16 protein-coding genes are annotated in these 17,759 nt (G+C 66.8%); 5 read left to right on the top strand and 11 right to left on the bottom strand.

The genetic code is table 11. The features are described from left to right. The first annotated feature begins 38 nt into the window (after positions 1-38). Complete coding sequence (gene lpxO / locus CFB82_RS27355) at positions 39-938, top strand: lipid A hydroxylase LpxO (RefSeq protein ID WP_069251288.1); 900 nt, start codon at positions 39-41, stop codon at positions 936-938. Positions 939-1,093: 155 nt separating this feature from the next. Further along, positions 1,094-1,882, top strand: a complete 789-nt coding sequence (locus tag CFB82_RS27350; RefSeq protein WP_069251289.1) for an extensin — start codon at positions 1,094-1,096, stop codon at positions 1,880-1,882. A gap of 95 nt (positions 1,883-1,977) precedes the next feature. Here the strand turns inward: CFB82_RS27350 and ahpF are convergent, their stop codons facing one another. The 4 genes from ahpF to CFB82_RS27330 form a co-directional block, all read right to left on the bottom strand. Continuing rightward, positions 1,978-3,576: an alkyl hydroperoxide reductase subunit F gene (ahpF, locus tag CFB82_RS27345; RefSeq protein ID WP_089447442.1), complete on the bottom strand. Its 1,599-nt coding sequence runs from the start codon at positions 3,574-3,576 to the stop codon at positions 1,978-1,980. Between the two features lie 128 nt (positions 3,577-3,704). Further along, on the bottom strand, positions 3,705-4,268 hold the full coding sequence (ahpC, locus tag CFB82_RS27340) for an alkyl hydroperoxide reductase subunit C (RefSeq protein ID WP_006488685.1): 564 nt from the start codon (positions 4,266-4,268) through the stop codon (positions 3,705-3,707). A 262-nt stretch (positions 4,269-4,530) separates the two neighbouring features. Continuing rightward, on the bottom strand, positions 4,531-4,740 hold the full coding sequence (locus tag CFB82_RS27335) for a hypothetical protein (protein ID WP_089447443.1): 210 nt from the start codon (positions 4,738-4,740) through the stop codon (positions 4,531-4,533). Between the two features lie 128 nt (positions 4,741-4,868). Next, on the bottom strand, positions 4,869-5,765 hold the full coding sequence (locus tag CFB82_RS27330) for a LysR substrate-binding domain-containing protein (RefSeq protein WP_069251291.1): 897 nt from the start codon (positions 5,763-5,765) through the stop codon (positions 4,869-4,871). A gap of 177 nt (positions 5,766-5,942) precedes the next feature. On the opposite strand from CFB82_RS27330, the gene CFB82_RS27325 reads away from it, so the two are divergent. The 3 genes from CFB82_RS27325 to CFB82_RS27315 are packed head-to-tail and all read left to right on the top strand — an operon-like array spanning position 5,943 to position 8,946. Then, the gene (locus CFB82_RS27325) at positions 5,943-7,109 is read left to right on the top strand and encodes a branched-chain amino acid ABC transporter substrate-binding protein (protein WP_089447444.1); all 1,167 of its coding nucleotides are present in this window, start codon (positions 5,943-5,945) and stop codon (positions 7,107-7,109) included. Between the two features lie 54 nt (positions 7,110-7,163). After that, a complete protein-coding gene (locus tag CFB82_RS27320) occupies positions 7,164-7,688 on the top strand; it encodes an L-2-amino-thiazoline-4-carboxylic acid hydrolase (RefSeq protein ID WP_089447445.1) in 525 nt (174 codons plus the stop codon). After that, on the top strand, positions 7,681-8,946 hold the full coding sequence (locus CFB82_RS27315) for a Zn-dependent hydrolase (RefSeq protein WP_089447446.1): 1,266 nt from the start codon (positions 7,681-7,683) through the stop codon (positions 8,944-8,946). Before CFB82_RS27320 ends, CFB82_RS27315 begins: the two co-directional genes overlap by 8 nt. A gap of 96 nt (positions 8,947-9,042) precedes the next feature. Here CFB82_RS27315 and CFB82_RS27310 read toward each other — a convergent pair whose 3' ends face one another. The 7 genes from CFB82_RS27310 to pgaB all read right to left on the bottom strand — a co-directional run bounded on the left by CFB82_RS27310 (position 9,043) and on the right by pgaB (position 17,748). Beyond that, positions 9,043-9,522, bottom strand: coding sequence for a GNAT family N-acetyltransferase (locus tag CFB82_RS27310; protein WP_089486040.1), 480 nt, complete (start codon positions 9,520-9,522; stop codon positions 9,043-9,045). Positions 9,523-9,556: 34 nt separating this feature from the next. Then, complete coding sequence (locus CFB82_RS27305; protein WP_089486039.1) at positions 9,557-10,390, bottom strand: c-type cytochrome; 834 nt, start codon at positions 10,388-10,390, stop codon at positions 9,557-9,559. Positions 10,391-10,714: 324 nt separating this feature from the next. After that, positions 10,715-11,986, bottom strand: a complete 1,272-nt coding sequence (locus CFB82_RS27300; protein ID WP_089486038.1) for a hypothetical protein — start codon at positions 11,984-11,986, stop codon at positions 10,715-10,717. Further along, entirely contained in the window at positions 11,983-13,806 is a 1,824-nt protein-coding gene (glmS, locus tag CFB82_RS27295; protein ID WP_069251298.1) for a glutamine--fructose-6-phosphate transaminase (isomerizing), read from the bottom strand. Before glmS ends, CFB82_RS27300 begins: the two co-directional genes overlap by 4 nt. Positions 13,807-13,923: 117 nt before the next feature. After that, complete coding sequence (locus CFB82_RS27290) at positions 13,924-14,412, bottom strand: Biofilm PGA synthesis auxiliary protein PgaD (RefSeq protein WP_089447450.1); 489 nt, start codon at positions 14,410-14,412, stop codon at positions 13,924-13,926. Beyond that, a complete protein-coding gene (gene pgaC, locus CFB82_RS27285) occupies positions 14,390-15,661 on the bottom strand; it encodes a poly-beta-1,6-N-acetyl-D-glucosamine synthase (RefSeq protein ID WP_089447451.1) in 1,272 nt (423 codons plus the stop codon). Before pgaC ends, CFB82_RS27290 begins: the two co-directional genes overlap by 23 nt. After that, positions 15,658-17,748 (bottom strand): poly-beta-1,6-N-acetyl-D-glucosamine N-deacetylase PgaB, encoded by a 2,091-nt coding sequence (gene pgaB / locus CFB82_RS27280; RefSeq protein WP_089486294.1) that lies wholly within the window; start codon positions 17,746-17,748, stop codon positions 15,658-15,660. The genes pgaC and pgaB overlap by 4 nt, the downstream gene beginning before the upstream one ends. Between the last annotated feature and the right edge of the window lie 11 nt (positions 17,749-17,759).

Raw genomic sequence — 17,759 nt, 5'->3', positions numbered from 1 at the left:
CCTAGAATTCTGGCAAACAGCTTACGGGGGAAATATCGATGCGCTGGGTCCTGTTGATCGTGTTCGTTGCGTGTGTCGTGTACACGCATCGGCGCGGCAAGGTTCGGCACCGGTTGTTCAGGCAACTATCCGACCACTCGACCTTTACCGCGCCGCTGAACTGCTTTTCGTACGCGTTCTCGTCGGTGCCGACCACGCCGTTTCTCGACACGGACCACTTTCCGGAACTCGCGGTGCTGCAGCGCGAATGGCGCACGTTCCGCAGCGAAGCGCTCGCGTTGCGCGACGCGAGCCGGATCAAGGCATCGGGCGAGTACAACGACATCGGCTTCAATTCGTTCTTTCGCCACGGCTGGAAACGTTTCTACCTGAAGTGGTACGACGCGCCGCATCCGTCCGCGCAGGCGTTGTGTCCGCGCTCGGTCGAGATCCTGTCGCGGATTCCGTCGATCAAGGCGGCGATGTTCGCGCAGTTGCCGCCGGGCGGGAGGCTCGGGCTGCATCGCGATCCATATGCGGGCTCGCTGCGTTACCACCTCGGGCTCGATACGCCGAACGACGACGCATGCCGGATCGTCGTCGACGGCGAATCGTATGCGTGGCGCGACGGCGAGGCCGTGATGTTCGACGAGACGTACCTGCACTGGGCCGAAAATCGCACCGCGCACGATCGCGTGATCCTGTTCTGTGACATCGACCGCCCGATGAAATATCGTTGGGCGCAGCGCGTCAACGACGCGTTCGGGCAACTGCTGATGCGCGCGGCCGCGTCGCCGAATGAAACCGGTGACCGTACCGGCGGGCTCAATCGTGCATTCAGATACCTGTATGCGATTCGCCGCGCCGGCAAGCGGTTGAAGGCGTGGAATCGCACCGTGTACTACACCGTCAAGTGGCTGCTGTTCGGCGGGATAGCGGTCGCGATCTTCTGCATCTGACGGGTGGGGCGGGCGGTTTTTCGTCTGACGATAGGGCTGCGCACGGTACCGGCGACCTCCGCCGTCATCAATGCAACCAAATGTATTCGGACGAGATCAACGGACGCTGGCCGCGTATGATGGCTTGTTCACGTGGATATGATCGGTGAGCAAGCATGACAAGTACCCGTAAAACCATGATGATCGCCGGCGGGCTCCTGGTCGCCGCGGCGGGCACCGCGTACGTGATGCTGCTGCGCGCGGACCACCGTGCGATCGAAGATGCCGGCATCGGCGATTCGGCCGCGCCTGTTGCCGCGGCACCCGCGGGCAACGATCACGCGGTGCAGGGCGCGATTTCGCCGCCGGCATCGGCCGCCGCGACGGCAACGAAGCAGGCGGCTGCCGCGCCGCCTTCACCCGCACCCACGCCCGCGCCGGCTGCAACCGCGCGCGTCGACGCCGCGCCGGCGGCTGTTCCCGCCATTCCGGTGGTCAGCGACAAGCCGCAACCGGTGACGAAGCCGGCCGCACCGCCGCCGAAGGTCAACGTCGTGACGGTCGATGCGCAGGATTCGACCCCACCGGCGCCGCCGCCGGCCGCCAAACCCGTGCAGCAGGCCGCACCTGCACCCGCACCCGCGCAGGTCACGCAACGCGCGTCGCGCAAGCGCGACGGCCTCGAACGCCACGCGGCCGCAGCACCCTCCGCAACGAAATCCGAAACGCCGGAGACGGCCGCGCTCGTCAGGGAATCGGCGAAGCTCGACCCGTCGTTGCCGCCGCCGTCGATGTCATCGGTGTCGTCGATGCCGGCGAGCACCGGTTCGTACCGGCAGGGCGGTTCGTCGTCCGGCGCGAATCCGGTGGCGGCCGCGATGACCGAGCAACTGGTCAGGCAGTCGAGCAGTTTTAAGTCGACGGCGCCTGCGCCAGCGGACGGCGGCCCGACCGCGACCAAGTAACCGCGAACGCCTTCGGCATAAAAAGGGCCCCGCACGCCGACCAAAGCATGCGGGGCCAAGAGAGACAAACTGTTGTGCCGACGAGTTGACGCGCGTTACGCGGCGACCGCTTCCTCGGCCTGCGGCTGCGCGGCGGCAACCGGTGCAACGTCCTGCCGGATCAGGTGGTCGAACGCGCCGAGCGATGCCTTCGCGCCTTCACCCACGGCGATCACGATCTGCTTGAACGGCACCGTCGTCACGTCGCCGGCCGCGAACACGCCCGGTACCGACGTCGCGCCGCGTGCATCGACGACGATCTCGCCGTGCTTCGACAGTTCGACCGTACCCTTCAGCCATTCGGTGTTCGGCACGAGGCCGATCTGCACGAACACGCCTTCGAGATCGATGCGCTGCGTGTCACCCGAGCGCAGATCCTTGTAGACGAGCCCGTTCAGCTTGCTGCCGTCGCCGGTCAGCTCGGTCGTTTGCGCCTGCGTGACGATCGTCACGTTCGGCAGGCTGCGCAGTTTGCGCTGCAGCACTTCGTCCGCACGCAGTTGCGCGCCGTATTCGATCAGCGTGACGGCCTTCACGATGCCGGCGAGGTCGATCGCGGCCTCGACACCCGAGTTGCCGCCGCCGACCACCGCGACGCGCTTGCCCTTGAACAGCGGGCCGTCGCAGTGCGGGCAGTACGCGACACCGCGGTTGCGGTATTCGCGCTCGCCCGGCACGTTGATTTCACGCCAGCGCGCACCGGTCGCGAGGACGATCGTCTTCGCCTTCAGCACCGCGCCGTTCGCGAGGCGGATCTGGTGCACGTCGCCCGGAATCAGCGCATCGGCGCGCTGCACGTCCATGATGTCGACGTCATACTGCTTCACGTGCTGTTCGAGCGCGGTCGCGAACTTCGGCCCTTCGGTTTCCTGCACCGACACGAAGTTCTCGATCGCCATCGTGTCGAGCACCTGGCCGCCGAAACGCTCGGCGACGACGCCCGTCGCAATGCCCTTGCGCGCCGAGTAGATCGCCGCCGCCGCGCCTGCCGGGCCGCCGCCGACGATCAGCGTGTCGAACACCGGCTTGGACTCGAGCGACTTCGCGGCACGTGCGCTGGCGCCCGTATCGAGCTTCGCGAGGATTTCCTTCACGCTGCTGCGGCCCTGGCCGAACGAGGCGCCGTTCAGGAACATCGTCGGCACGGCCATGATCTGGCGCGACTCGACTTCACCCTGGAACAGCGCGCCGTCGATCGCGACGTGACGGATGCGCGGGTTGATCAGCGACATCACGTTCAGCGCCTGCACGACTTCCGGGCAGTTCTGGCACGACAGCGAGAAATACGTCTCGAACGCGTAGTCGCCGTCGAGTGCGCGGATCTGTTCGATCACGTCGTCGTCGAGCTTGATCGGATGGCCGCCCGTCTGCAGCAGCGCGAGCACGAGCGACGTGAATTCATGGCCCATCGGGATGCCGGCGAAGCGGATGCCGGCCGGCTTGCCGGGCTCGCCGATCGAGAACGACGGCTTGCGCTCGGCGTCGTCGCGGCGTTCGGTCACGGTCACGCGATCCGTCAGCGACGCAATCTCGTTCAGCAGCGCCAGCAGTTCCTGCGATTTCGCGCTGTCGTCGAGCGAGGCGACGAGTTCGATCGGGCGCGTGATCTTTTCGAGGTACGCTTTGAGTTGGTTCTTGAGATTGGCGTCGAGCATGGCGTTTCGGATTCCGTATTAATGATTCTGGTCGGGCACGTCGTGCCGGAGGAGGGCGCGGGCCGCATGTCGCGGCGGCCCGTCATCGGGAGGCTCGCGCGCCTCGTGCGAGGCGCGCGGCGCGATCGTCAGATCTTGCCGATCAGGTCGAGCGACGGGGTCAGCGTTTCCGCACCCGGCGTCCACTTGGCCGGGCACACTTCACCCGGGTGCGCCGCGATGTATTGCGCCGCCTGCACCTTGCGCAGCAGTTCGCCTGCGTCGCGGCCGATGCCGTTGTCGTGGATTTCGCACAGCTTGATCTCGCCTTCCGGGTTGATCACGAACGTGCCGCGCAGGGCCATCCCTTCTTCCTCGATCAGCACGTCGAAGTTGCGCGACAGCGTGAGCGTCGGGTCGCCGATCATCGGGTACTTGATCTTGCCGATCGTGTCCGACGTGTCGTGCCATGCCTTGTGCGTGAAGTGCGTGTCGGTCGACACGCCGTAGATTTCGACACCCAGCTTCTGGAATTCCGCGTAACGGTCGGCGAGGTCGCCCAGCTCGGTCGGGCAGACGAACGTGAAGTCGGCCGGGTAGAACACGACGACGGACCACTTGCCCTTGAAGTTCTCTTCCGAGACGGGCACGAAATCGCCATTGTGGTAAGCGGTTGCCTTGAACGGCTTGATTTGGGTGTTGATGATCGGCATCTGGACAATTCCTTTTCGTCAGTGGTGAGTGGAGTGTTGCCAGTATCCGGGTTCACCCTGAGCTTGTGAAATTGCTTGTTTCAATCCGGGGCATCGGGATTTTCTATCTGCTTCCGGCCCTTGATTGGGTGGGGTGTGCGGGGGAGGTCATTGACGCGTGGAGCGGTTGCCGGGCGGAGATGCGGCGAGCGGGAATGCGTCGAAAGTCAAAAGCCGCGGTGGATCGACTCCAGGCGGCACCGAAGGTCGTCCGGGGGCGCGTTCACCACTCCGAGCGCAAGTCTTCCTGGGTGACGGCATTGCGCCCCTTCCAGAGGCCGAACACATTGTCAGCAAGTGTCCGGTTCCGTAGCGCGATGTAGACGTCGATCGCGTCCCGGACGATCTCGGCTGAGGATCTGTTCTGGTGCGTGGCGATGCGGGTCAACGCGGCATGCTGGTCATCCGATAGATCGACCGGAATTCTGTTCATTTCAACCTCCGTGACGGGACACGACCATCGTGGCGATCCGGTCGGCCAACTGCAAGTGCGCGGCACGTCCGATGCGAATGCGGCTTCCCGATTCGGCCGGTTGTCGGAGCGGCGTCTTCGTGCTTAGCTCAAATCCCCGCCATCTTCCTCAACCACGCCGCCAGCCGCCTCGCCCCGTCCGGCATGTCCGCGTCCTCCCGCGTGCACAGGTAGTAATCGCGCCCGTCGTCGAGCACGTGATCGAACAGCTTCACGAGCTCGCCATTCGCCAGCTCGCGCTCGACCAGCGGCGCGCGCAGCAAGGCCGCGCCGAGATCCGCGCGCGCGGCGCTCAGCGTGAGCTGGCCGTCCTCGAACATCGGCCCCACCGCATGCGACACATGCTTCACGCCCGCGCCCTGCAGCCAGTTGACCCACGTGCTGCGATCCTCGTCGTGCACGAGCGGAGCGCGCGCGAGATCGGCCGGCGTGCGGAACGGCCCGTGGCGCTTCAGGAACGACGGGCTGCACATCGGCACCATCGCGCCCGGCAGCAGCCGTTCGCAGCGGTAGCCGGGCCAGTCGCCGGTGCCGAAGCGGATCGACAGGTCCGATGCATCGCTGCGGTAGTTGCGGTGATGCGCGTACAGCACGGTCACGTCGACGTCCGTGTTGTCGGCCAGGAATGCGTGCAGCCGCGGAATGAACCAGCCGATGCCGAGCAGCGGAATCAGGCTGACGGTGATCTGCCGCAGCGACGAGCGGTCGCGCACGAAGCGCGTCGCGCTGCGCAGCACCGAGAACGCGGCGCTGATCGAGCGGTAGTAGTCGCGGCCTTCGTCGGTGAGGGCGAGCAGCCGGCCCTCGCGCACGGTCAGCGGCGTCTGGATGAACGCTTCGAGCAGCTGCAGCTGATGGCTGACCGCCGACGGCGTGATGTCGAGCTCGCCCGCCGCCGCCGTGACCGACCCGAGGCGCGCGAACGCTTCGAACGCACGCACCGCGCGCAGCGGCGGATCGTGCGGCAATTGTTCGATATTTTTCATGTGTCGAATTTTATCGAAAAATCAGGGTAAGCGACAACATGAAAATGCCCTGCATTTACAGTGATGTAGGTTAATGTGTCGGGAACGGCATAAGCATCCAACAATTGGATATTTGGGGTTTGGGTGCTAAATATTTAATATTTTTCATGTTTTGATCCGATTCACCGATCCCCGCACATGAAAATCGCTTTTATCCACGCCAGTCTCGCATTCTCGGCGGCCGCCCTGGTCGCCTCCGTTCCCGCGTTCGCGCAATCCGCGCCGCAGACGATCCTGATCGGTCTCGCCGCGCCGCTCACCGGCCCGTCCGCGCGGATCGGCAAGGATCTGCAGAACGGCGCGCAACTCGCGATCGACGACGCGAACGCGAAGCATCCGACCATCGGCGGCAAGCCGGTCGTCTACAAGCTCGTCGCGGCCGATGATCAATCCGATCCGCGCACGGCCGTCGCGGTCGCGCAGCAACTCGTCGACAAGCACGTGATCGGCGTCGTCGGCCACTGGAACACGGGCTGCAGCGTGCCGGCGTCGCGCGTCTACCGCGATGCGGGCATCCCGCAGATCGCGCCGGCGTCCACCGGCCATCAATACACGCAGCAGGGCTACGCGACGGCCTTCCGCATCATGGGTCACGACGATGCGGGCGGCAATTTCACCGGCGCGTATGCGGTGAAGACGCTGAAGGCGAAGCGCATCGCGGTGATCGACGATCGCACGTCGTTCGGCTCGGGGCTCGCCGACCAGTTCATCAAGGGCGTGGAGGCGAACGGCGGCACGATCGTCGATCGCCAGTACGTGAACGACAAGACGACCGACTTCAGCGGCGTGCTGACGGCGATCAAGGGCAAGCGCGCGGATCTCGTGTTCTTCGGCGGCCTCGATGCGCAGGCCGCGCCGATCTCGCGCCGGATGCGCCAGCTCGGCGTGAACGCGCCGCTGCTCGGCGCGGGCGGCTTCGTGAGCCAGACCTTCCTGTCGCTTGCCGGCAAGGACGGCGACGGCGTGACGGCGCTCGAACCGGGCCTGCCGCTCGACCGGATGCCGGGCGGCAAGGCGTTCGACACGCAATACCAGGCGCGCTTCCGCGCCCCGATCGAACTGCATGCGCCGTTCGCGTATGACGCGGCCGCCACGCTGATCGCGGCTGCGCAGAAGGCCGGTACGACGCAGCCGGCGAAACTGGTCGCGGCGGTGCGTGCGATCGACCGGCCCGGCGTGACGGGGCGGATCGCGTTCGATGCCGAAGGCAACCTGAAGGATCCGGCCTTCACGATCTACCAGGCGCGCGGCGGCAAGTGGAGCGTCGTCGACGTGCTCGGCGGCTCGCGCACCGCGACCAAGTAAACGAGACAGTGCGACCCAGCGTGACCCAGCGATAAAACGACGAAGACGATCCCCATGACCGAAGCCACCCAGACATCCGCCGCCGCACCCGAGGACACGCGCCTCGGGATCCTCGCGCGGCGCCGCATCGAAGCGGAAATCATCAAGCCGATCTACGAGATCATGAAGCGCGAATTCGGCGCCGAGCGCGCGCAGGCCGTGATCGCGGAAGCCGTGCGTGGCGCGGCGGTCGACGCCGGCCGCACGTTTGCCGCGCAGGAACCGGATGGCACGAGCGTGAAGTCGTTCATCGCGCTGCAAGTGTTGTGGGAGAAGGACGATGCGCTCGACGTCGAGGTGCGGCGCGCGGACGACGCGCATTACGACTACGACGTGCATCGCTGCAGCTACGCGGAGATGTATCACGCGATGGGGCTCGGCGAGATCGGGCACCTGCTGAGCTGCGCGCGCGACAGCTATTTCATCCAGGGCTATGCGCCGGACATCGCGCTCACGCGGACGAGCACGATCATGCAGGGCGGCAAGCGCTGCGATTTCCGTTACGCGCTGCAGGTCGCGCCGGAGAACGGCGATGCGTGACGACAACACGATTGCTGAAAGCGTGAGCGCGCCGCGCGTCGACGGCGACCGCCTGTGGGCGTCGCTCGACCGGATGGCGCAGATCGGTGCAACCCCGAAGGGCGGCGTCTGCCGCCTCGCGCTGACCGATCTCGATCGCGAGTCGCGCGACCTGTTCGTGCAATGGGCGCAAGACGCCGGCTGCACGGTGCGCGTGGACCAGATGGGCAACGTGTTCGCGCGCCGCGCGGGGCGCAACCCCGACGCCGCGCCGGTCATGACCGGCTCGCACGCCGATTCGCAGCCGACGGGCGGCCGCTACGACGGCATCTACGGCGTGCTCGGCGGGCTCGAGGTCGTGCGCGCGCTGAACGACGCGGGCATCGAGACCGAGCGCCCGATCGACGTCGTGATCTGGACCAACGAGGAAGGCTCGCGCTTCGCGCCGGCGATGGTGTCGGCCGGCGTGTTCTCGGGCGTCTATACGCTCGAATACGGGCTGTCGCGCACCGATGGCGCAGGCAGGACGATCGGCGAGGAACTGGCGCGGATCGGCTACGCGGGCGCCGAGCCCGTCGGCGGCTATCCGGTGCATGCGGCGTACGAACTGCATATCGAACAGGGCGCGATTCTCGAACGGGCCGGCAAGACGATCGGCGTCGTGACGGCCGGGCAGGGGCAGCGCTGGTACGAGGTGACGCTCACCGGTGTCGACGCACATGCGGGCACGACGCCGATGGAATTCCGTCGCGATGCGCTGGTCGGCGCCGCACGGATGATCTCGTTCGTCGAAGTGCTCGGCCGCCGTTATGCGCCGTACGCGCGGGCGACCGTCGGGATGATCGAGGCGCGGCCGAACTCGCGTAATACCGTGCCGGGCGGGTGCTTCTTCACGGTCGAATTCCGTCATCCCGACGACGCGGTGCTCGACGAACTGGACGCGGCACTGCGCGCGGAACTCGCGCGTGTGGCCGACGAAACGGGCCTCGGTGCGCAGATCGAGCAGATCTTCACGTATGCGCCGATCCCGTTCGCGCCGCGCTGCATCGAGACGGTGCGTGATGCGGCGCAGGCGCTCGGGCTGTCGCACATGGATATCGTGTCCGGCGCCGGCCATGACGCGTGCTATGTCGCGCGCGTCGCGCCGACGGGGATGATCTTCGTGCCGTGCGTCGACGGGCTGAGCCACAACGAAGCCGAAGCGATTACGCCCGAGTGGGCGGCGGCGGGCGCCGACGTGCTGTTGCGTGCGGTGCTGCAGAGTGCGCAGGAACGCTGAGCCTGAGGGGGCGGTGGTGGTCCGGCGCGAGGGTGTTCCCCGGGCCGGACCGGGCCGCGTCGCGTTCCGCCTGATGTCGCGCACGCCCGGTTCGCGTCAGCCCGCCGGCGATTGCCGATCGATGTATCGCCGCATCACATGGAACGCAATATCGGTGCGCCCCGGCATCGTGATCGTCGCGTCATCGGCCGTGAAGCCGAGCTTTTCATAGAACCGGTGCGCGGATTCGCGTGCCGTGCACCACACGAGTGCAGCCCCGTGTGCTTCCGCGTGCCGCACGCACACCTGCACCAGCACACGCCCGAAGCCCATGCCACGGACGGCAGGGTGGACGGCCATCCCGCGCAGCCGCCATGCCGGTCGCGCAGGATCGTCGTCGCGCACCTCCTCGCAGAGCGACGCGACGGCGACGATGCCCGACGCGTCGCGTACGCCGACGTGCAGCGTCGTCGGCGCATGGTCGCCGGCCAGCGCGCTCGCATCCAGATCGCCATTCAGCAGGATCATCGCGCGGAGCGCGTGCGTCTGCGCGGCGTCGATCCGTGCGATGGTGAACAGCGTGTCGCCTGACGTCATCAACGTTCCTTGAGTCATTCGATTCAGCCGCGCGTTACCGAGCGGCCTTGCGTCGCGCCATATAAGCGAGATACGCGACGATCTGGTCGAGTTCGCGGTCGCTCAGCTGATCGGGCGGAAACGCCGGCATGCTGCGGCCCGGCCAGTCGCGCACCGAAGCCGGGTTGCGGATATAGCGGCGCAGCGCGGCGGGCTGGAAGTAGTCGACCGGATTCATCGGCGCGTTCAGGTCGGGGCCGGCATGGCTGCTGCCCGCGCCGTCGAGGCGGTGGCACGCGAGGCATTGCATGACGAACAGGTGCTGGCCCGCGCGAGCCGGATCGTTTTCAGGCAACGCGGCATCGACGGCGAGCGACGGCCAGCGCGCGAGCGGCGACGATTCGATCGTGACGCGCACGATCTGATACGGCCACTGCTCGCCGCGCACCGACGACGCGTCCGGCCCGAGCCAGACCAGGTAGAACGGCCCGGCGCTGACCGGCTTGCCGGGCAGCTTCGGCCACGGATGCGCCGGATCCTCGATCGCGAGCCACGGGGTAGCGCCGGCCGGCGTGCGGCGGCGCACGAGCTCCAGCGGCAGTTGCGCGGCGAAGCCGTCGGCGGCACGGGTTTCGAGCACGCCGTCGGCCGGCAGCCTGTCGCCGAGCAGCGCGGCGAACGGCACCGCGCGGAACGTCATCGGCCGGCCGTACGCGATGTCGCGCGGCACGTGGATGTCGGCGGCATCGGGGCGCGCGAGCAGCGTCTGCCGGGTGAGGGCGCGGGCCGTGCCGTCCGTCTCGAGTTCGAGCGCGGACTGGGCCGACGCGCGTTGTCCGATCAGGCAAACCGTCAGCAGCAAAAGCGAAAACCACCGGCGCTTCAGCATTCGTTCTCCGGGAAAGGGCGTTCCGGCGGCGACAGGAGGCGGACGCCGCGGCCGATGGAAGGAATCGGGCGACAGTCTATCCGGTACGCGCGGCGCTGGCGACTGCTGCGCGGGTAGGGAGCGGCCGATCATGATCGGGCAAGCCGCTGGCAGCGCGCCTGGCAGTCGGGCTGCGCGAAGGATGTGGCATGGCACGGCGTGGTTTGAGCGCGAAGGAGCGGAAGAGGCGGGAGGGCTGGAGCGCGGGGAGCGGGGCGGCGGGCAGGCCGGGACGAGAGCATGCAGGCCGCGTTCACGGTGATCCTGTCCGTTACCACGCCGCCGTCAATGGCTCGAGCAAGGCACGGCGCTCTTCGGCATCGGCGTTTCCCGGGCCGGTTCGAAATCGGCTTCGCGCGTGCCCGACGGCGTCAGCGACACGAAATGCATCGCGGTGCCGTTCCCGGGGAAGCCGGCGATACCGGTCGAACCCCACGGAATCGGCGAACGCTGCACGCCGCTCACTGAAATGCCCGCCGGCCCGAGCGCCAGCGTCAGCAGCCGCCCGTCGCGGATCGGTACGTACGCATGCGTGCCCGACACCCCGATGCCGGATTCGCGCACCGACGCCGGCAGGCAGTCGAGCGTCGCCGTGCGGCGGCCATCCGGCGCGATCAGCATCGCGACGCCGCGATCGTCCGCCGTCGTCGTGACGACGATGAAGCGGTCGATCTCCGGCACGTAAGCCGACGAATACACGTAGTACTGGATCGCGTCGTTCAGCGTCCCCAGCTTGTCCAGCTTCGCCGTGACCGGGTCGAACATCGCGTATTCGAGCGTCGCGTCCGTGCTCCCTTCGATGTATTTCTGCCAGACGAGCAGCGCGGTGTGCGGCGAGCCCGCGACGACGGGCCACCACTCGCGGCGGCGCGGCGCGACCGCGACATGGTTCAGCATGCGGCCGGCGGCGTCATAGGTTTTCACGTACACGCCGTTGCCGGTGCCGAGGTTGTCGACGCCGCCGCCGTCGATCCAGTCGGCGGAATAGAACACGACGAAGCGGTCGGCAGCCGTGGCGACGTGCCCCGAATGGCCGCCCGATTCGACGTCGTTCGGATAGGGCTTGATCGGCTTCAGGTCGCGGCGGTAGACGCCGTAGCGCTGGCTGACTTCCTGCGGCGCGTTCCAGCCGTCCTCGAACGTGACGAAGATGTCGCCGCGCGCGTTCTGCGCGATCGACACGGGCTCCTGCGCCTCGGGGCGGCTGATGAACGTGCGGACGTGCAGCAGGTTCGGCTTGCCGGGCAGCCATTCGCCGACGTACACGTCATGCGGCCAGCTGCCGCCGCGCATCGCGCCGCGCGGCACGGTCCCCGAGCTGCTGAAGAACACCCAGCGCTTGCCGTTGCCGGCGTCGGCCACGCCGATGCCGTGCATGAAGCTGCGCGGATCGACGGCCGCCGGGTGAGATGAAGGGTCGCCCTGCACGGTGACCGTATGCACGGCCGGCGTGGCGGCGAAGGCGGGCGGCATCGCCGTGACGATGCCGCATGCGCCGCACAGCACGGTCGCGACGCACCGCGCGACCGCCTGTGCCGGGCGCGTTCGCCCGCTCATTCGACGGTCACCGATTTCGCGAGGTTGCGCGGCTTGTCGACGTCGGCGCCGCGCGCGCAGCCGACGTGATAGGCGAGCAGCTGCAGCGGAATCACGTTGACGATCGGCGACAGCACGTCACCCGATTCGCGCACGCGGATCAGGTGCGTGTCGCGGTCGGCGTCGATCCCGAGCTGGTCGCCGGCCAGCACGTAGAGCCGTCCGCCGCGCGCGCGTACCTCGGCCATGTTGGATTTCAGCTTCTGGAACAGGCGGTCGTCCGGCGCGATCGTGACGACCGGCATCGCGCTCGTGACGAGCGCGAGCGGGCCATGCTTCAGTTCGCCGGCCGCATAGCCTTCCGCGTGGATGTACGACACTTCCTTGAGCTTCAGCGCACCTTCCATCGCGATCGGGAAATGAATGCCGCGCCCGAGGAACAGCGCATTCTCGGTGCGTGCGAACTTCGTGGCCCAGCCCATGATCTGCGTTTCGAGCGCGAGAGCGTGGCCGATGCGCTCGGGCAGCGCATGGAGCTGCTTCAGGTGCAGCGCGACCTGCTTCGCGTCGAGCCGGCCGCGCAGTTGCGCGAGCGTCAGCGTCAGCACGAACAGCGCGACGAGCTGCGTCGTGAACGCTTTGGTCGACGCGACGCCGAGCTCGATGCCGGCCCGCGTCAGGAACCGCAGCGGCGCGTTGCGCGCGATCGTGCTGGTCGCCACGTTGCAGATCGCCATCGACAGTTCCTGGCCCATGTCGCGCGCCTGCTCGATCGCGCCGATCGTGTCGGCCGTCTCGCCCGATTGCGAAATGCCGACGACGAGCGTGCGCGGATCGGCCACCGTCTCGCGGTAGCGGAATTCGCTGGCGATCTCGACCTGGGCGGGCACGCCCGCGATGGCCTCCAGCCAGTACTTCGCGGTCAGCCCCGCGTAGTAGCTGGTGCCGCAGCCGAGCAGCAGCACGTTCCTCACTCGCGACAGCTGCGCGCGCGTGCCGTCGGTCGCGTCGAACAACGCGGGCGAAATCGTGTCGATGCCGTCGAGCGTGCTGGCGATCGCCTTCGGCTGCTCGAAGATCTCCTTCTGCATGAAGTGCTGGTACGGGCCGAGCGCGGCGTCGTCTTCGCGCGCCTTCACATGGCACAGCGGGCGCTGGGCCTCGTGCCCGCCCGAGTCGACCACGGCGATCCGGTCCGGCGTGATCAGTGCGACGTCGCCGTCTTCCAGGTAGACGAAGCGGTCGGTCAGGTCGCCGAGCGCCGCACAGTCCGACGCGAGGTAGTTCTGTTCGGCGCCGATGCCGATCACGAGCGGCGAGCCGGCGCGCGCGGCGACGAGGCGCTGCGGCTCTTTCGCGCTCAGCACCGCGATCGCGTACGCGCCGTGCAGCCGCTTGACGGCGCGCACGACCGCGTCGAACAGGTCGTCGCGATAGAGGCTGTGGATCAGGTGCGCGATCACCTCGGTGTCGGTCTGGCCGCGAAACGTATAGCCGCGCTCCCGCAGCTCCACGCGCAGCGCGTCATGGTTCTCGATGATGCCGTTGTGCACGACCGCGATCGTGTCGCCGGACATGATCGGATGCGCATTCATTTCGGATGGTGCGCCGTGGGTTGCCCAGCGCGTGTGCGCGATGCAGGTCTGCCCCTCGAGACCCAGCGTCAGCACGCGGGCCTGCAGGTCGGTCACGCGCCGCAACGTGCGTTCGCTGCGCAGGCGGCCTTCGTCCTGTACGGCAATGCCGCACGAATCGTAGCCGCGATACTCGAGCCTGCTCAGCGCATTGACCAGTTGCGGCACTTGATTGTTCAGGCCGCTTGCTCCGACGATTCCGCACATGTTTCACCTCGTCCACAAAGGTTGCCGGGCTGCCGGCAAAGTGCGGCAGCGCGGTATCTGGAGTGGCGCCGCGTCGCACGAATGACATCCCGTGCGCAGCGACGCGGCTCCGCTGACCTACTCGCGGGGCTGCGGCCCCGCGTGGGCTACCCATTCGATGTCGGAAATCGAACCGTTCGCGTCGTGCGACGCGACGAGAATGCGCGTCGTGCGCCGCGCGCCGCGCCGGCGGGCGCTTGCCAGCACGGTCGGCGGCACCGAGCGCACCTTCGCGCTGGCCGAGCGCCGCAGTATCTTCGATACGCGCAGCCGGTAGGCCAGCGGATGCACGACGCGTCCGGCGATCAGCCACATGACGATGGTGCCCGCGATGAGCGCGATGCTGGTCGCGTAGAACACCATCTGTTCGATCGGCATCTCGGCCGGATTGAACGGCAGCAGGTAGCGGTACGTGTAGATGCAGATCGATGCCCACACGGCCCCCACCAGCGCCGGCCGCAAGAGCCGGAACCAGACGATCAGCACGGACCCGATGATGCGGCCGCGCTCGGCGATCATTTCGCGCGGTGCGCGCAGGGAAAGGTCAATAATCGGTGCGTTCTTCATGTTGAATGCCTCGGTCGGGGCTGACCCATACGGCCCGCTTGCCGCGGCCCCGCAGCACGACGGCAGGCAGGGCGACGACGGTGGTGATCATGCTGATCAGCCAGAAAGCGACGGGATACCAGATGGTGTCCAGGAAATACATCAGGAGTTTTTCGTCGTAACGACGATCGATCATGCTGCCGATGATCAGTTGCAGGATGCAGGTGGCGACCAGCAGCATGCCGTGCCAGTGCGGCACGACCGATACGTGCCAGTCTTGCGGCAGCGGGTACACGACGTTGATGAGCGCGAGCAGCAGGATGAACGTCATCGAGTACGCCCATGCGATGCCGATCAGGTACTCGGCGAACAGCGGCCACATCATCATCTGCGTCGGTCGCGCAAGCGAGCCCGCGTACTTCATCAGCACCTGGATGCCGCCCTTCGCCCAGCGCAACCGCTGCCGGTACAGGCCCTTCACCGTCTCGGGCATCAGGATCCAGCTCAGCGCGTGCGGCTCGTACACGACGCGCCAGTCGCGGCACTGCAGCTTCCAGCTGATGTCGATGTCCTCGGTCAGCATGTCCGAGCTCCAGTAGCCGACGTCGGCGAGCGCGGTCTTGCGGAACATCGTGATCACGCCGGATACCGTGAAGATGCGGCCGTACACCTGCTGCGTGCGCTTGATCAGCCCGACGATCGACGAGAATTCGCCGACCTGCATGCGGCCGAGCAGTGACGTGCGCGTGCGGATGCGCGGGTTGCCGGTCACGGCGCCGACGCCCGGATCGGTCAGGAAATGCTCGAGCATCCAGCCGATCGCGTCATGCGCGAGCAGCGCATCGCCGTCGATGCACAGCAGGTATTCCGCGTTCGACACGGCCGCCGCGGTCGTGAGCCCGACCGCCTTGCCTTCGTTGCGCGCGTGATGGATCACGAGCAACCGCGGGATCTCGACGGCCAGCTCGTTGAGGATCTCGCCGGTGCGATCCTTGCTGCCGTCGTTGACCGCGATGATGTCGTAGTTTGGATACTGCATCCGGTCGAGGTGGCTGATCACGCTGCGCGCGTTCGCGGCTTCGTTGAAGCAGGGCACGACGATCGAGATCTTCGGGATCCCGCTCGACGCGATCGTCCGCGCGGACATCTCGCGGCCTTCCTCGAGCAGGAAGTAGTGCACCACGCCGCCGATCATCCACAGGTACGACATGAAGAACGGGTAGTAGAAGACGAAATCCTGCAGGCGCTGGATGATGCTGTGGGTGGTCATGGCGTCTTGGTTCCCTGCGTATGCTGTTGCATCAGCGCGTTGATCGAGGTCGGGTCGAGGCGGGACTTCAGCGACATCACGTCGCGCATCACGTTGAGTTCCGGCTGCCCGTTCAGGAAGTTGTCCGGGTAGTAGCCGAAATTCACCGCGCCTTCGCTGCGCAGCCGCCGCATCTGCGCGAGCAGCGTGCTGGCCGGCACCTGCTTCTGTGCGTGCCAGTCGTACGACTGCAGTTCGAACACGGTGCGCTGCAGCCCGCGCTGCTTCGCGCGCACGGCTTTCACGAGCTGGTCCAGCCAGCCTTCGGGATCCTTCGCCTGCTCCATGTACGGCATCGCCATCAGCGCGACGTAGTCGTAGCTGGCGAGGAAATCGTCGTAGTTTTGCGCGTACCACGCTTCCGATTCGGGCTTGAGCACCGGCATCGCGAAGATGTTGCGCGCGGTCAGCACGTCGCCCACGTTCTGATGGGCGAGCACGATCTGTTCCAGCTGCTTGGTCATGTCGATCAGGTAGCGCGACTTCTGGCGTGTCCAGCGCTTCAGCAGCTCGGGGTTCTCGCGAATCTTGCCGACGTCGGCCGGCAGCCCCCACTGCGAATAGATGCGCAGCGCATGCCGGCCCGCATCCTCGTAGTCGTCGAGCACCGCGTCGTCGCTGAACAGGATGCCGCTGAACGACGCGTGCTTGCTGAGGTCCTCGTAGACCTGCTGGATCATCAGCCGTGCTTCCGGATCGAACGGGCTCAGCCGGAACGTGCGCGTGCCGTTCTCGCGAGCCGGCGCGCCGCCGTAGGCGCTCACGGCCTCGAGCCCGCGCAGCTTGTCGGCCGGCGGCCGGAACGCGAGCACCGGCATCCACGCGTACACCTGCACGTTGGCACGCGTGTTGAGCTGCCACGCGGCGCGCGAGAACAGGTCGGAGCGCATCGGCAGGTGCCGGTTCGGGAAATACACGGCTTCGGCCACGCCCGTGCCTTTCGGGTCCGCATAAGCCTGCAGGTATACCGATTTCGGCTGCATCCGGTAGATGCGCTCGATCAGCTTGCCGAGATTCGTTTCCTGCCGTGCGGGATCGGGATCGTAGACCTGGTCGAGGTCGACCTGCACGATGCGCTCGGGCACGTCGACGTCGCCGCGGTTGGACGCCGGTTCGCGCATCGAGCGCTCGAACCCGCCGATGTCGATGTCGTACATCATCAGGATCCGCCGCAGCCGGTCCAGCGGCACGTCCGGCGTATTCGGGCCGGCATCGAGGCTGAACTGGATGTCCATCCCGAGCGACGTCGAGATCTGGCGAACGGGCTGGTTTTCCGCGCCGTATGGCCACACCATCGAGCGTGCGACGATGCCCGTGCGTTCGCGGATCTGCCGCACGCAAGTCTGCAGGTCGTCGTGCACGCGTGCGTGGAATTCGGCGTCGGTTTCATAGCGTTTCTGGTCTTGCAGGTAGAGATGCGACGTGGTCGCCGGCAATTCGTTGCCCTGCGGATTCGCGACCGCGCCGTGATGGAGGTTGTGGGTGTGGCAACCGAGCTCGACGAACGGCGACTGGCCGAGCTTCTTCACCTCGTCCCACGACAGGAAATAGTCGCGCGGCACCTGAACCTTGTCGCTGATGCGGATCGGCGTATCCGGCGGTGTGTCGATCCACGCGGTGACGAGGCCCATCACGGCCGGATACTTGAAGCGCTCGAGCAGCGGCAGCACTTTCGTGTAGTGGCTGCGAAAGCCGTCGTCGAACGTGAGCAGCACCGAGCGCGGCGGCAGCGGCTTGCCGCCGTGCCGCGACTCCTCGATCTGCTTGACCGTGATGGTGTGGTAGTTGTTGGTCTGCAGCCACGAGAAGATGGCGGTCAGCGTGCCGGTATCGACCGCGAACGCGTCGACCATCGCCGTACCGGAGTTGAACGTCTGCATCAGGTTGTCACGCACGTCGTGCATGCAGATCACGCGAAACGTCTTGCCGTCGGCCGGATCGGACGGCGGTAGCAGGTCGATCATCTTGGCATTGGCCACGCCCGGAAACAGCGAACAGGCGGCAAATGCGCCCATGCATCCGCACATGAAGGTCCGTCTGGATTGCAGCATTGCTCGAT

The organism is Burkholderia sp. HI2714 (genome assembly GCF_002223085.1).
In the GTDB taxonomy this organism is placed as follows: domain Bacteria; phylum Pseudomonadota; class Gammaproteobacteria; order Burkholderiales; family Burkholderiaceae; genus Burkholderia; species Burkholderia lata_D.
Note: the sequence above shows the minus strand (reverse complement) of the source record. Positions and strands in the feature narration are given on the sequence as shown.

Excerpts from the sequence above, each read along its gene's own strand:
- lpxO (WP_069251288.1), top strand. The coding sequence starts at position 39 with ATGCGCTGGGTCCTGTTGATCGTGTTCGTTGCGTGTGTCGTGTACACG.
- CFB82_RS27350 (WP_069251289.1), top strand. The coding sequence starts at position 1,094 with ATGACAAGTACCCGTAAAACCATGATGATCGCCGGCGGGCTCCTGGTC.
- ahpF (WP_089447442.1), bottom strand. The coding sequence starts at position 3,576 with ATGCTCGACGCCAATCTCAAGAACCAACTCAAAGCGTACCTCGAAAAG.
- ahpC (WP_006488685.1), bottom strand. The coding sequence starts at position 4,268 with ATGCCGATCATCAACACCCAAATCAAGCCGTTCAAGGCAACCGCTTAC.
- CFB82_RS27335 (WP_089447443.1), bottom strand. The coding sequence starts at position 4,740 with ATGAACAGAATTCCGGTCGATCTATCGGATGACCAGCATGCCGCGTTG.
- CFB82_RS27330 (WP_069251291.1), bottom strand. The coding sequence starts at position 5,765 with ATGAAAAATATCGAACAATTGCCGCACGATCCGCCGCTGCGCGCGGTG.
- CFB82_RS27325 (WP_089447444.1), top strand. The coding sequence starts at position 5,943 with ATGAAAATCGCTTTTATCCACGCCAGTCTCGCATTCTCGGCGGCCGCC.
- CFB82_RS27320 (WP_089447445.1), top strand. The coding sequence starts at position 7,164 with ATGACCGAAGCCACCCAGACATCCGCCGCCGCACCCGAGGACACGCGC.
- CFB82_RS27315 (WP_089447446.1), top strand. The coding sequence starts at position 7,681 with ATGCGTGACGACAACACGATTGCTGAAAGCGTGAGCGCGCCGCGCGTC.
- CFB82_RS27310 (WP_089486040.1), bottom strand. The coding sequence starts at position 9,522 with ATGACGTCAGGCGACACGCTGTTCACCATCGCACGGATCGACGCCGCG.
- CFB82_RS27305 (WP_089486039.1), bottom strand. The coding sequence starts at position 10,390 with ATGCTGAAGCGCCGGTGGTTTTCGCTTTTGCTGCTGACGGTTTGCCTG.
- CFB82_RS27300 (WP_089486038.1), bottom strand. The coding sequence starts at position 11,986 with ATGAGCGGGCGAACGCGCCCGGCACAGGCGGTCGCGCGGTGCGTCGCG.
- glmS (WP_069251298.1), bottom strand. The coding sequence starts at position 13,806 with ATGTGCGGAATCGTCGGAGCAAGCGGCCTGAACAATCAAGTGCCGCAA.
- CFB82_RS27290 (WP_089447450.1), bottom strand. The coding sequence starts at position 14,412 with ATGAAGAACGCACCGATTATTGACCTTTCCCTGCGCGCACCGCGCGAA.
- pgaC (WP_089447451.1), bottom strand. The coding sequence starts at position 15,661 with ATGACCACCCACAGCATCATCCAGCGCCTGCAGGATTTCGTCTTCTAC.